Consider the following 13,030-nt stretch of genomic DNA (forward strand, 5'->3'; position numbering starts at 1 on the left):
ACTTGGATGTACTGAGCAAGCGCTTAGGAAGGGTCTCCAGTGCCGCAGACCGAACCGCCGTCCCCGTCCCTGATCGAAGCCGCACTGACGGCGCCGGGCGCACCGTTCGAGGTCGTACGGAACGAGGACGGCAGCCCGGAGTACGCGACCGGGCCGCGCACCCTGCGCGAGTTCGCCGAGACGGTCTGGGCCTTCGGCGACCAGCCCTTCCTGATCTCCGAGAGCGGCACCCGCACCTACGGTGAGTTCTTCGCCGAGGCCTCCGCGCTGGCCCGCCGCTTCCTCGACGTCTACGGACTGCGCCCCGGCGACCGAGCCGTCGTCGCCATGCGCAACCACCCCGAGTGGCAGATCGCCTTCTGGGCGGCGCAGCTCGCCGGTCTCGTGGCCGTACCGCTCAACGCCTGGTGGACCGAGGACGAGTTCGCGTACGCGCTCACCGACTGCGGGGCGCGCCTCCTGCTCGTCGACGGCGAGCGGATGGAGCGCGTCGAGCCCTGGCTGTCCGCGCAGGACGAGCGGCCCTGGACGCTCGCCTTCCACTACGAGGGCAAGTGCGCCGACCGCACCGAGCGCTACGCCGACCTGCCCGCCGCCGACCCCGCGCTCGGCCCGCCCGACGTCGAGCCGCTGCCCGGCGACGACGCCACGATCATCTACACCTCCGGGACCACCGGCCGCCCCAAGGGCGCGGTGGCCACCCACAGCGCCCAGGTCGCGGCCATGATGAACCCCCGCTTCCACTCGGCCGCGGCCGCGCTCGCCCGCGGCGAGATGCCGGGCATGGGGCCCGCGCCCGTCTCGCTGATGACCTTCCCGTTCTTCCATGTGGCCGCCTTCACCGGTGTGTACGCGGTCATGTCGGCCGGCGGGACGCTGGTCCTCATGCGCAGGTGGGACCCGCTCAAGGCGCTGGAGCTGATCCGCGCCCACGGCGTCAACCACTACGCGGGCGTGCCCGCCACCGCGCTCCAGCTCCTCGACGCCGCCGAGCACGCCGGCGATGCCATGGAGTCGCTCGCCATGCTCAACACTGGTGGCGCGGCCGCCCCGCCGGACCTGGTCGCCCGGGTCACCGCCCGCTTCGGCGAGCAGATCGAGGCGCGCAACGGCTATGGGCTGACGGAGACTTCGGGCGGCGTGATGGCCAACTTCGGTGCGGAGTACCGCACTTACCCCGCCAGCGTCGGCCGCCCCACACCCGTCACCGACATCAGGATCGCCGGACCCGGCGGCGACGACGTACCCGAGGGCGAGGTCGGCGAGCTGCTGCTGCGCGGACAGGCCCTGGTCCGCGGGTACTGGAACGACCCGGCGGCTACCCAACAGGCCTTCAGCAGCGGCTGGTTCAGGACCGGCGATCTCGCGGTCCTCCAGGACGGCCGCGTCAGCGTCGTCGACCGGATCAAGGACATGGTGATCCGCGGCGGCGAGAACGTGTACTGCGTGGAGGTCGAGGCGGCGCTCCACGACCACCCGGACGTCATCGACGCGGCCGTCCTCGGCGTGCCCCACCCCGTACTCGGTGAGGAAGTCGCGGCCGTGGTCCGGCTGCGCCCCGGATCGGCGGCCACCGTCGAGGAGCTGCGGGCGCATGTGGGCAGGTCGCTGGCCGCGTTCAAGGTTCCGGCGCATGTCCTCGTACGGGAAGAGGACCTGCCGCGCAACGCCACTGGCAAGATCCTGAAGCGGGAGCTGCGCGGGCCGGTCGCCGAGCAGCTGCGAAGGTAGGGGCATGGACCAGACACAGGCACAGCAGTGGCTCGCGACCGCCGTCGCGGAGGCGAAGGCCGGGCTCGCCGAGGGCGGCATCCCGATCGGGGCCGCGCTCTACGGGGCGGACGGCACGCTGCTGGGGCGCGGGCACAACCTGCGCGTGCAGGACGGGGATCCGTCGATGCACGCGGAGACGTCCGCGTTCCGCAACGCCGGGCGGCAGCGCTCGTACCGCGGCACGACGATGGTGACCACGCTGTCGCCCTGCTGGTACTGCAGCGGTCTGGTGCGGCAGTTCGGGATCTCGCGGGTGATCGTGGGGGAGGCGCGGACCTTCCACGGCGGGCACGACTGGCTGGCCGAGCACGGGGTGGAGATCGTGGTGCTCGACGACGCGGAGTGCGTGGCGATGATGAAGGACTTCATCGCGGCGAAGCCGGAGCTGTGGAACGAGGACATCGGCGAGTAGGCCTGCCGCGTGCCGGCGGTCAGGGCCGGCGGTCAGGAACGGACCACGCGCAGGCGGTAGTTGCCCGCCCAGTCCTTTCCGGTGACCGTGATCCGGATGTCGTTGGCCTTGTCGACGAACGTCTCGCCGACTCCGTACGGCGCGTCCGACAGCTCCGCCTGCACATTGGCGCGCCGCGTGCAGCCGCCGCTCTCGGTCGAGCTGTCGTCGACCGTGACCGGGCCGTGGCCGGTGTCGACTTCCGTGTCGACGCGGTAGATCAGCACGCCCGGCTTGCAGACCGCCTCGTCGTTCCCGGCGCGGGTGCGCACCTCGGCGACGTAACCCGACTCGCCCGCGAGCGGGACGACCGCCAGCTTGGTGCCGCCCGGGACGGCCAGCGGGGTCAGGGTGATGTCGCGGATGCCGGGGCGCGAGGCGCAGCGGATCTGGTCGGGGGTGAGCCAGCCGAGCTTCCACTTGTGCCAGCCGAGCATGTCGTTGTTGGCGCCCCAGTCCTCGGACATGATGTCCCAGTGCCCGACCGAGCCGCCGCCGTCCGCGGTGTAGAGGTCGGGGAGGCCGAAGGTGTGGCCGTTCTCGTGCGGCAGGACGCGGTAGCCGGTGGCTCCCAGAGAGCCGGATCCGTCGTCCTGCCTGCTGTAGACGAAGGACATGTTGCCCAGCGAGACGCCGTCGGCGACCGGGGCCTCGTCGTTGCCGGAGAAGGTGACGGACAGGACGGTGTCCAGGGCGGAGGGGCCGGCGTTCGGGGTCGCGAGGATGTTGATGAGGTCGTACGCGGAGAAGTCGATCCGGGAATCGGACGCGGCCACGATGTCCTGGGCGAGGTCGCGGTAGCCGGGGTCGTAGGGGGCGCCGCGCTCTATCCCGTACGAGGCGAAGGGGTGCGGCATCCGCAGCCAGCCGGGGATCGGGGTCTCGGGGCGGTAGTCCAGGCGGCCGTAGGAGCTGGTGCGGTACCAGTCCGAGGTCTGCGGGAAGAACTCGCCGAAACGGCTCATGGCCGAGCCCTCGCCCGGTGCGTCCGGGAAGTCGATCATGAGGGTGAGGGCTCTGACCGGTCCGGTGGAGTGCGTGTAGCCGGGGGAGGTGGGGAGCCCCTCCGACATCTGGACGCCCATCGGGTTGGGCATACGGCAGGGGCCGAGCGCGGTCGCTTCCTCGGCGCGGCCCGCGGCGGCGGCCACCGGCGCCGCGGCGGCCGTGGTGGGCGGGGAGTCCTGGCTGCCGAGATCGATGGCCGATCCCGAGGCGATGCCGCCCAGTGCGAGGACCGTTATGCCGGCCACGGCGGCGGCGCGGGTGCGTCTGCGGTGCATGGCTCGCCTGCCTTCGCCCTGAGGAGTTGGTGCGGGAGTGCGGTGCTCGTTCGATCACCCTGTGCCGGGCGTGGCGGGGGCGCTCGCTGGGTGGGCCGACCGTGGGTTTCTCGCGTATTTCCGGTGTGATGCAGGTCACAAGCGGTGCGGGAAATAAGTGGGGATCGTTTCCCCGTTTGCACAGGTGTCGCTGAAGCGGGGAAACGCTCCCCGCTTACGTACCGAAGCAGTAGCCGGAGCAGAAAGGAGCGGGGACATGAAGAGCACCACCGCCGTTGCCACCGCCCACCGGGCACCCCGCGCCGATGCCCTGCGCAACCGGGAGCGGATCGTCGCCGCCGCGCGCGAGATCTTCGTGGAGTTCGGGCCCGAGGTCCCGCTCGACGAGATCGCCCGCCGGGCCGGCGTCGGCAATGCGACGCTCTACCGCCACTTCCCCGACCGGGCCGAGCTGATCCGGCACGTCATCATCTTCGTGATGAGCCGCACGCTGGATCAGGTGCTGCGGGCCGAGGCCGAGGAGGCCGACGCGTTCTCCGCGCTGCGGCGCTTCGTGCACGCGGCCGCCGACGAACGGATCGGGGCGCTCTGCCCGATGCTCACCGACGCCTTCGACCACGACGACCCCGAGCTCAACGCCGAGAAGACGGGTCTGGAAGAGGCTGTGGAACGGCTGATGGAGCGGGCCATGCAGGAAGGGCAGTTGCGTACCGACGTTGCTGCCGGGGACCTGTTCGTGGCCATCTCCCAGCTCACCAGGCCGCTGCCCTCCACCACCTGCCAGGGCTTCGACCGCTTCGTCCACCGCCACCTGCAGCTGTTCCTCGACGGGCTCCAGGCCCCGGCGCGGTCCGAGCTTCCCGGGTTCCCCGCGACCTTCGAGAACCTGCGTCAACAGCCGTAACCCTGGCGTCCACACGTCCGTAACTCCCGTACTGCACCCTCGCGTTACCCCCTGACCTTTTTGTTCGTCTCGCACCCCTAGGTGACTTCAGCCATGTCAAAAACTGCCGACATTTCGCCATCCGTACTCGCTCCGGACCCAAGCCGCTGGAAAGCGCTGGCCTTCATAGCCGTCGCCCAGCTGATGGTCGTGCTCGACGCGACCATCGTGAACATCGCACTGCCCTCGGCCCAGGCCGACCTCGGCATCAGCGACGGCAACAAGCAGTGGGTCATCACGGCCTACGCCCTCGCCTTCGGTGGACTCCTGCTCTTCGGCGGACGTATCGCCGACATGTGGGGCCGCAAGCGCACCTTCGTGACCGGGCTCATCGGCTTCGCCCTCGCCTCCGCGGTGGGCGGCGCAGCCACCGGTGAGGCCATGCTGCTCGGCTCGCGTGCGCTGCAGGGTGCCTTCGGCGCACTGCTCGCGCCGGCCGCGCTCTCGCTGCTCGCGGTGATGTTCACCGACGCCAAGGAGCGCGCCAAGGCCTTCGGCATCTACGGTGCGATCGCCGGTGGCGGTGGCGCCGTGGGTCTGATCCTGGGCGGATTCCTCACCGAGTACCTCAACTGGCGCTGGACCTTCTACGCCAACATCCCCTTCGCCATCGTCGCGGCCCTGGGTGCGTACTTCGTGATCCGGGAGCCCAAGGGCACCCGCAACAGCTCCGCGCTCGACATCCCCGGCGTGGTCCTCTCCACCCTGGGTCTGGTCTCGCTGGTCTACGGCTTCACCCGCGCCGAGTCCAACGGCTGGTCCGACCCGACCACCGTCGGTCTCTTCGTCGGCTCGGCCGTCCTGCTCGCCGCGTTCGTCTTCGTCGAGTCGAAGGTCAAGAACCCGCTGCTGCCGCTCCGTGTGGTCCTGGACCGCAACCGCGGCGGTGTCTACGCCTCGCTGGGTCTGGCCATCATCGCGATGTTCGGCCTGTTCCTCTTCCTCACGTACTACCTGCAGATCGTGAAGGGCTTCTCGCCGGTCAAGACCGGCTTCGCCTTCCTTCCGATGATCGCGGGCATGATCACGGGCTCCACGCAGATCGGCGCCCGTCTGATGACCAAGGTCGCGCCGCGCAAGCTGATGGGTCCGGGCTTCCTGACCGCGGCCGTCGGCATGCTGTTCCTGACGCAGCTCTCGCTGGACACCTCCTACGCCGCGGTGATCCTGCCCGGCATGGTCCTGCTCGGCCTCGGCATGGGTACGGCCTTCATGCCCGCCATGTCCCTGGCCACGTACGGTGTCGAGCCGCGTGACGCCGGTGTCGCCTCCGCGATGGTCAACACCTCGCAGCAGGTCGGCGGCGCCATCGGTACGGCCCTGCTGAACACCATCGCGGCCTCGGCCACGACGGCGTACATCACCGACCACGCGGGCGGTGGCACCAACCCGGACCTGCTGAAGCTCCAGGGCATGGTGAACGGTTTCACCAGCGCGATCTGGTGGGCCGTCGGCATCCTGGTGGTGGCCGCGGGCATCGCGATCACGCTCATCAACACCGGGCGTCCGGACGCGGGTCCGGTCTCCGCCTCGGGTGAGGGTGTCGAGGACGAGCTGAAGATCCCCGTCGTCGCGCACTGATCCACCCTGATTCCCAGGTCCTGCCCTGGTTCCGTACTAACGGAGCCAGGGCAGGTCTGCGTTCACGTCCGTCGGCTGCAGGGCCTGGGCCATCACCTTCATGATCTCGCCGAGCTGTGCGACCTGTTCGGCGGAGAGCCGGTCGAACATCGCCTGGCGCACGGCGGCGACATGGCCGGGGGCGGTGCGCTCCAGGACGCCGTACCCCTCGTCGGTCAGCACCGCGTTCTGCCCGCGCTTGTCGGAGGGGCAGTCCTCGCGGCGCACCCAGCCGTTCGTCTCCAGGCGCGCGATCGCGTGCGAGAGCCGGGAGCGGGTGATCTTGGCGTCCTTGGCGAGCTCGGTCATCCGCAGGGTGCGCCTGGGCGCCTGGGAGAGCTTGACGAGCAGTCCGTAATAGATGTGCGGCATGCCGGCGTCGCGCTGCAACTGGCGGTCGAGGTGGTCTTCCAGGAGCGTGGTGGCGTGGAGGTACGCGCGCCAGGTGCGCTGCTCCTCCTCGGTGAGCCAGCGGGGCTCGGGCGGCGGCTGCTCGTCGTTCATGCCTCCACTGTACTTCTTGAAACTTAAACCAGATGGCGTTAATCTTCTGGTGATGAACTTGAGAGTTCAAGTACATGAGCAGATGGAGTGATCGTGATGACCGCAGCCGCCGCACCGGAGCGCATGCCCGCCCTCTATCTCTCGCACGGCGCCCCGCCGCTCGCCGACGACCCGCTCTGGCCCGCCGAGCTCGCCGCCTGGTCGGCCGGCCTGCCGCGCCCGAAGGCGATCCTGATGGTCTCCGCACACTGGGAGGAAGCGCCGCTCGCGCTCGGCGCGACCGACGGCGGAGTGCCGCTGGTGTACGACTTCTGGGGCTTCCCCGAGCACTACTACCAGGTGCGGTACGAGGCCCCGGGCGCGCCCCGACTGGCCGATTCCGTACGGAAGTTGCTGCGCGGCGCCGGGACGCCGGTGCAGGACATCCCGGACCGCGGGCTCGACCACGGGGCGTACGTCCCGCTCGTCGAGATGTTCCCGGCCGCCGACATCCCCGTACTCCAGATCTCCATGCCGACCCTGGACCCGCAGCGGCTGATGGACATCGGCCGCAAGCTCGCGCCGCTGCGCGACGAGGGCGTGCTGATCGTCGGCAGCGGCTTCTTCACGCACAACCTGGCGGCCCTGCGGCACGCCGGGGGAGGGGTGCCGGGATGGTCGGCGGAGTTCGACGCGTGGGGCCGGGAGGCGCTGGACGCCGCCGATGTGGACGCGCTGCTGGACTTCGAGCACAAGGCCCCGGCGGGCCGGCTCGCACACCCGCGCACCGAGCACTTCGCGCCGCTGTTCGTGACGCTGGGGGCTTCGGAGGGCGAGCTGGGGAGCCGGCGCGATGTCGTGGACGGCTTCTGGATGGGGCTCTCCAAGCGGTCCGTCCAGTTCGGCTGAACGCGCTTACAGGGCGGGCGGGTTGAGCGCGATCGCCTGCAGCGCCGCGTCCAGGGCGGTCTCGTCGCCCACGTCCAGTGCCGTGTCCGCGAACTTGATGGTGTGGTCGTCGCCGTGCAGCGCGGCCCGCTCGAAGAGCTCCGGCCCGGTCAGGCTCGTCCTCGCGTACGGAGCCGGAGTGCTCGGCGCGTAGGCCGCGGTCACCGCGGCGCTCGCCGCCCAGGCCGCCTGGAGGCTCGGCGTCCACAGGGTGCGGGGGAGTGCGGGGAGGGTGCGCAGGACGGCGTTGGGGGCGGTCGCCGCGTGGACCAGCATGATGGGCGCGCCGTGCGCGTGGGTCGCGTAGCGGTGGACGGAAGCCCGTACCAGCTCGGTCAGTCGGGCCTGCGGGTCGGCCTCCGCGCCCGTGGCGTCGGGCCACGCGGGGAAGCCCGTCAGCCGGGCCAGCCGGTCGCGGATGCCGCCCTCCTGCCGTACGAGGGGCACGGCGTCGAGGGCGGCCTCGGCGCTCGGGGCGGCCGGGAGCGAGGTGAGCGGCGGCAGCGGCTGGTGACGGGCGGCCCAGTAGCCGAGGCCGTGGGCGAGCTCCGCGAGGCGGGGCGCGGTCGGGGAATCGCCGCCGTCGAGCAGCGTCCGTACCGCATGGCCCACCCGGATCACGGGGTGCGTGGCTCCCGCCGCGATGCCGGGCAGCAGGCGCGGCCACCACTCGGCGAGGACCTCGCGCCAGGGGCGCGCGGCGATCTCGCGCTCGAAGTACGCCGCCCAGTCCGCGATCCGGCGCGGATCGCCCAGCGCCTCGTGCCAGTTGGCGGCGGTGACCGGCGCGAACGGGGCGGGCATGTCCTCGAGCTTGTCGCGGTAGTGGTCGAGCCAGCGGTGCACGTGCGACGCCTGGCCGCCGCGCACCAGGGCCTCGACGGCCATCGGGCCGTGATTGGACAGCCAGCCGCCTCGTTCGGGACCCGAGGTGTGGAGCCTGCCGAGTGCTTCGTCGAGCGTTCCTGTGGTGTCCATGAGTGGAACCCTAGGAAGGGCTGCCGCTGTGCGGAACGGGCTGCGGACCTAGGCCGCAGGACCGAGCGGGTCCCGGGACCGGGTGGGTCGCGGGGCCGGGTGGGCTCAGAGCTTCTTCTCGAACCAGGCGACGTCGTGGTACGCGTCGAACTTCCGGCCCACCTCCGCGTACACGCCGACCGGCTCGAAGCCGAAGCGGGTGTGGAGGCGTACGGAGGCCTCGTTGGGCATGGTGATCCCGGCGTAGGCGCGGTGCACGTCCTCGTCGGCGAGGGCCTCGAAGAGGGCCTTGTAGAGGAGCGTGCCGATGCCGCGGCCGGCCGCGTCGGGGGCGCAGTAGACGGTCGCCTCGACGGAGGTGGAGTAGGCGGCCTTCGGACGGAAGGCGCTGCTGGTCGCGTACCCGAGGATCGTGCCGGACTCGGCGTCCTGAGCAACCAGGAGGCGGTGCGGGCCGTCTTCAGGGTGGGAGACCAACCACGGGCGGCGCTGCTCGGGGGTGAAGGGTTCCGTGTCGAATGTGATCGCGGTCTCACGGATGAAGTGGTTGTAAAGGTCCGTGAGGGCCTCCAGATCGGCCTCCGCGCCCGGCCTGACCTGCACTTCTGTACGTATCGTCACTGCGTGCTCCCGTGGGTGGCCGGACAGGGTACTGCATGATCACGAAAATGAACGCGTGTCTGGGGAATTCTGTCCGGATTCCAGTCGTTCTGATTTATGAGATTGAGATACAGCCGCCAGATGCAGGGCACCCGGGAGGGTGTTCCGCACCACACAGCCACTGAATCGCGACCCACCCACGTTACTCACGTTAGGGAGCACGCATGGCAACCCGTGCCGTCGCCCGTCGTACCGACCGGGCAAGCAGCGTTCGCGCCGTAGGCGGGGAGATCGCCGACCGCGACCTGGTCGGCATGTACCTCGACGAAATCGCCCGTACGCCCCTTCTCGACGCGGCCAAGGAAGTCGACCTCTCGCAGGACATCGAGGCGGGCGTGTTCGCCCAGCAGATCCTCGACGGCACCGTGGAGAGCGCCGGCGGCGGCGCCTCGCGCGAAGAGCTCGAGGCGCTGGTGGCCGCCGGCGAGCGGGCCAAGGACGTCTTCATCCGGTCCAACCTCCGCCTGGTCGTCGCGGTCGCCCGCCGCTATCCGCGGGCCGGTCTGCCGCTGCTCGACCTGATCCAGGAGGGGAACGCAGGCCTGGTGCGCGCCGTCGAGAAGTTCGACTACGCCAAGGGCTTCAAGTTCTCCACGTACGCGACCTGGTGGATCCGCCAGGCCATCACCCGCTCGATAGCGGACCAGTCGCGGACCATCCGCCTCCCCGTCCACCTGGTGGAGGAGCTGGGCCGGATCCGCCGCGTGGTGCGCGAGTTCAACCGTGAGAACGGCCGGGACCCGGAGCACACGGAGATCGCCGCCGAGCTCGACTCGACCCCGGAGCGGGTGGGGAACGTCCTGGACTGGGCGCGCGACCCGGTCTCGCTGAACATGCCGGTGGACGACGCGGGTGAGACGCAGTTCGGGGACCTCCTTGAGGACGCCTCCGCGGTCTCGCCCGAGCAGTCGGTCATGACGCTGCTCAGGAGCGAGGAGCTCGACGACCTGATCGGCAAGCTCGACCACCGCACCGCGTCGATCATCAAGATGCGGTACGGAATCATGGACGGCCGGGAGCGCACGCTGACCGAGGTCGGCAAGGAGCACGGTCTGACGCGCGAGCGGATCCGTCAGATCGAGAAGCACGCCCTGCTCGAACTGAAGAAGATGGCGCGCGACACGGGCTTCGACGCGGCGGCGTAACCGCCGCCGGCGAAGTCCCTCTGAACCGGGGCCCCTTGACGCACCCCCCCCAGCGTCAGGGGCCCCTTCTACGTCTACGGGGCGTCCGCCGGGATGTCCCCCGGGACGGCCGCCCGGCTCAGGCGCGCACCCAACTCGGCCAGGTGGTCGACGAGTTGAGGCGGCTCATGGACGGTGAACTCCGCGTCCACGAGGGCGAGCCGTACCGCCAGCCACTCCAGTGAATCGGCCGCCTCGGCCCGCAGCCGGCAGCGCCGCTCGCCCAGCGGTTCGGGGACGAACCCCCGGGGCATCCGGGCCGCGACGAACTCTGCGGGCGCCTCGAAGGTCACATCGAGCGTGAGAGCCTCCTGGTGCCCCGCCCGTGACAGCGACCGGCGCAGATATTCGGCGGCGCTCCCCACCGGCAGCTCCCTCGGGGCGAACCGGGCCCCGGTCGCGAAGGGCTCGCTGACGCGGTCGACGCGGAAGGTCCGCCAGTCCTCGCGGTCGATGTCGTACGCGACGAGATACCAGCGCCGCCCGGTCGACACCAGGCGGTACGGCTCGACGAGCCGCTTGCTCTGGGTCCCGTCCCCCGAGCGGTACCCGAACCGCAGCCGCTCCTGCCCGGTGGCCGTCCCCGCCAGCACGGTCAGCGTCTCCGGCGGGATGGTCGCCCCGTCGCCGCTGGTCAGCGGAATGGTCGCGGCCTGCAGTGTGGCGACGCGGTGGCGCAGCCTGGAGGGCAGCACCTGCTCCAGCTTGGCCAGCGCCCGCACCGACGCCTCCTCGATCCCCTCGACCGCGTGACCCGCACCGGCCCGCAGTCCCACCGCGATGGCGACGGCCTCCTCGTCGTCCAGTACGAGAGGCGGCATGGCCTTGCCGGCGACCAGCCGGTAGCCGCCCTCCGAGCCCATGGTCGCCTGCACGGGATAGCCGAGGTCACGGAGCCGGTCGATGTCGCGGCGCACCGTCCGCCGGCTCACTTCGAGCCGGTCGGCGAGCTCGCCGCCGGGCCATTCGCGGGGAGTCTGGAGTAGGGAGAGGAGCTGCAGCAGCCGTGCCGGAGTGTCCGTCATGACTCCAAGAATGCCGTCCCACTAGGACACACCCTGTCCTACACGGCCTCTACCTTTACTCCATGACCTCAACACCAGCACCTGCACCGGCGGCGTCCGCCTCGGATCGCCGCAGGTGGTTCGCGCTCGCCATCGTGATGACCGCGGCCTTCATGGACCTGGTCGACGTGACGATCGTGAACATCGCGATCCCCTCGATCAAGGCGGACACCGGCGCCAGCTTCAGCCAGATCCAGTGGATCACCGCGGGGTACGCCCTCGCGTTCGCCGCGGCCCTGATCACCGGCGGCCGGCTCGGCGACATCTACGGCCGCAAGAAGCTCTTCCTGCTCGGCATATCGGGATTCACCCTGGCCTCCGCGCTCTGCGGCTTCGCCGCCAGTCCGGAGATGCTGGTCGCCTCGCGCATCCTGCAGGGCGGCATGGCCGCGATGATGGTGCCGCAGGTCCTCTCGATCGTGCACGCGACCTTCCCCGCGGAGGAGCGGGGCAAGGTCTTCGGCCTCTTCGGCGCGGTCGTCGGCCTCGGCGCGGTGATGGGCCCGCTGCTCGGCGCCCTGCTGACGGAGTGGAACATCGCGGGCCTGGAATGGCGCCCGATCTTCCTCATCAACCTCCCGGTCGGCATCGCCGGCCTGCTGCTCGGCCGCAAGTTCATCAGCGAGTCGAAGGCACCCAAGGCGCTGAAGCTCGACCTGGTCGGTGTGGTCTTCGTGGTCGTCGCGCTGCTGATGCTGCTCTACCCGCTCACCCGCGGGCGCGAGCTGGGCTGGCCGGTGTGGGGTTACGTCTCGATGGTCGGCAGCATCGCGGTCTTCGCGGCTTTGGTGGCGTACGAGAAGAGGAAGGCGTCCCGCGACGGTTCGCCGCTCATCGAGCTCTCCCTCTTCAAGGTGAAGAGCTTCGCGGCGGGCATCGCGGTGCAGACGACCTTCGGCATCGCGCTCGGCATCTTCTTCCTGGTGTGGACGCTGTACATGCAGATCGGCCTCGGCTGGAGCCCGCTGAAGGCGGGCACGACGGGCATCCCGTTCTCGATCGCGGTCTCGGCGGCGGCGGGCATGTCGGTGCAGATGCTGGTCCCGCGCTTCGGCCGGAAGGTGCTCCAGGCGGGCGCGCTGACGATGATCGCGGGCCTCCTGATCTACATCTGGGAGGCGGACCGCTACGGCGCGACGATCGCCCCCTGGCAGATGGCGCTCCCGCTGGTGGTCATGGGTGTGGGCATGGGCCTGATCGTGGCCCCGCTGACGGACGCGGTGCTCTCGGACGTCCCGAAGGAACACGCGGGCTCGGCGTCCGGCCTGATCAACACGGTGCAGCAGATGGGCAACGCGCTGGGTCTCGGCCTGGTGTCGGTGGTCTTCTACGGCTCGATCAGCGACCACCTGCTGCCGGCGCAGATCACCCCGGCGTTCGCGGACGCGTTCATGAACTCCCTGTGGTGGGTGGTGGCGGTGCTGGTGGTCATCTTCGCGGTGATGTTCGCCCTGCCGAAGAAGCCGAAGCTGGGGGCGGAGGAGGCCGCGGCGTCCTCGGAGGCGGACGCCCCGTCGAAGGAACCGGCGCTGACGCACTGAGCGGGGCTCGAGGCCGGAAGGGTGGCGCAAAGAAGGGGCATCAGCTCGCTCCACGCTCCACGACGTGACCGGGCGCCCGATTCTTCGCTCCACCGAGGCCGT

General features: G+C 70.4%; 12 protein-coding genes. 7 read left to right on the forward strand and 5 right to left on the reverse strand.

Annotation, left to right across the window (positions count from 1 at the left end):
* Positions 1-39: 39 nt before the first annotated feature.
* Together AB0H78_RS14315 and AB0H78_RS14320 are read left to right on the forward strand one after the other, a co-directional pair.
* The gene (locus AB0H78_RS14315) at positions 40-1,731 is read left to right on the forward strand and encodes a class I adenylate-forming enzyme family protein (RefSeq protein ID WP_363234645.1); all 1,692 of its coding nucleotides are present in this window, start codon (positions 40-42) and stop codon (positions 1,729-1,731) included.
* Positions 1,732-1,735: 4 nt separating this feature from the next.
* Positions 1,736-2,185: a nucleoside deaminase gene (locus tag AB0H78_RS14320; RefSeq protein ID WP_363234646.1), complete on the forward strand. Its 450-nt coding sequence runs from the start codon at positions 1,736-1,738 to the stop codon at positions 2,183-2,185.
* A 32-nt stretch (positions 2,186-2,217) separates the two neighbouring features.
* On the opposite strand, the gene AB0H78_RS14325 is transcribed toward AB0H78_RS14320, so the two are convergent.
* Positions 2,218-3,507 (reverse strand): M6 family metalloprotease domain-containing protein, encoded by a 1,290-nt coding sequence (locus AB0H78_RS14325; protein WP_363234647.1) that lies wholly within the window; start codon positions 3,505-3,507, stop codon positions 2,218-2,220.
* A gap of 256 nt (positions 3,508-3,763) precedes the next feature.
* Between AB0H78_RS14325 and AB0H78_RS14330 the strand changes: the two genes are divergently transcribed.
* Both AB0H78_RS14330 and AB0H78_RS14335 read left to right on the forward strand, forming a co-directional pair.
* Complete coding sequence (locus tag AB0H78_RS14330; RefSeq protein WP_363234648.1) at positions 3,764-4,411, forward strand: TetR/AcrR family transcriptional regulator; 648 nt, start codon at positions 3,764-3,766, stop codon at positions 4,409-4,411.
* 93 nt (positions 4,412-4,504) lie between these two features.
* Positions 4,505-6,031 carry an MFS transporter gene (locus AB0H78_RS14335; protein ID WP_363234649.1) on the forward strand — a complete coding sequence of 509 codons (1,527 nt, stop codon included), beginning with the start codon at positions 4,505-4,507 and terminating at the stop codon, positions 6,029-6,031.
* A 36-nt stretch (positions 6,032-6,067) separates the two neighbouring features.
* Here AB0H78_RS14335 and AB0H78_RS14340 read toward each other — a convergent pair whose 3' ends face one another.
* A complete protein-coding gene (locus tag AB0H78_RS14340) occupies positions 6,068-6,574 on the reverse strand; it encodes a MarR family transcriptional regulator (RefSeq protein ID WP_363234650.1) in 507 nt (168 codons plus the stop codon).
* 96 nt (positions 6,575-6,670) lie between these two features.
* Between AB0H78_RS14340 and AB0H78_RS14345 the strand changes: the two genes are divergently transcribed.
* Positions 6,671-7,462, forward strand: coding sequence for a class III extradiol ring-cleavage dioxygenase (locus tag AB0H78_RS14345; RefSeq protein WP_363234651.1), 792 nt, complete (start codon positions 6,671-6,673; stop codon positions 7,460-7,462).
* Between the two features lie 6 nt (positions 7,463-7,468).
* Here the strand turns inward: AB0H78_RS14345 and AB0H78_RS14350 are convergent, their stop codons facing one another.
* Together AB0H78_RS14350 and AB0H78_RS14355 are read right to left on the reverse strand one after the other, a co-directional pair.
* Positions 7,469-8,479 carry a questin oxidase family protein gene (locus AB0H78_RS14350; protein WP_363234652.1) on the reverse strand — a complete coding sequence of 337 codons (1,011 nt, stop codon included), beginning with the start codon at positions 8,477-8,479 and terminating at the stop codon, positions 7,469-7,471.
* 105 nt (positions 8,480-8,584) lie between these two features.
* Positions 8,585-9,100 carry an N-acetyltransferase family protein gene (locus AB0H78_RS14355; protein ID WP_363234653.1) on the reverse strand — a complete coding sequence of 172 codons (516 nt, stop codon included), beginning with the start codon at positions 9,098-9,100 and terminating at the stop codon, positions 8,585-8,587.
* A gap of 203 nt (positions 9,101-9,303) precedes the next feature.
* On the opposite strand from AB0H78_RS14355, the gene AB0H78_RS14360 reads away from it, so the two are divergent.
* Positions 9,304-10,284 (forward strand): sigma-70 family RNA polymerase sigma factor, encoded by a 981-nt coding sequence (locus AB0H78_RS14360; RefSeq protein WP_363234654.1) that lies wholly within the window; start codon positions 9,304-9,306, stop codon positions 10,282-10,284.
* Between the two features lie 74 nt (positions 10,285-10,358).
* On the opposite strand, the gene AB0H78_RS14365 is transcribed toward AB0H78_RS14360, so the two are convergent.
* The gene (locus AB0H78_RS14365; protein WP_363234655.1) at positions 10,359-11,348 is read right to left on the reverse strand and encodes a YafY family protein; all 990 of its coding nucleotides are present in this window, start codon (positions 11,346-11,348) and stop codon (positions 10,359-10,361) included.
* Between the two features lie 62 nt (positions 11,349-11,410).
* On the opposite strand from AB0H78_RS14365, the gene AB0H78_RS14370 reads away from it, so the two are divergent.
* A complete protein-coding gene (locus tag AB0H78_RS14370) occupies positions 11,411-12,928 on the forward strand; it encodes an MFS transporter (RefSeq protein WP_363234656.1) in 1,518 nt (505 codons plus the stop codon).
* The last annotated feature ends 102 nt before the right edge of the window (positions 12,929-13,030 follow it).

The organism is Streptomyces sp. NPDC050738 (assembly GCF_040654175.1).
Taxonomy (GTDB): domain Bacteria; phylum Actinomycetota; class Actinomycetes; order Streptomycetales; family Streptomycetaceae; genus Streptomyces.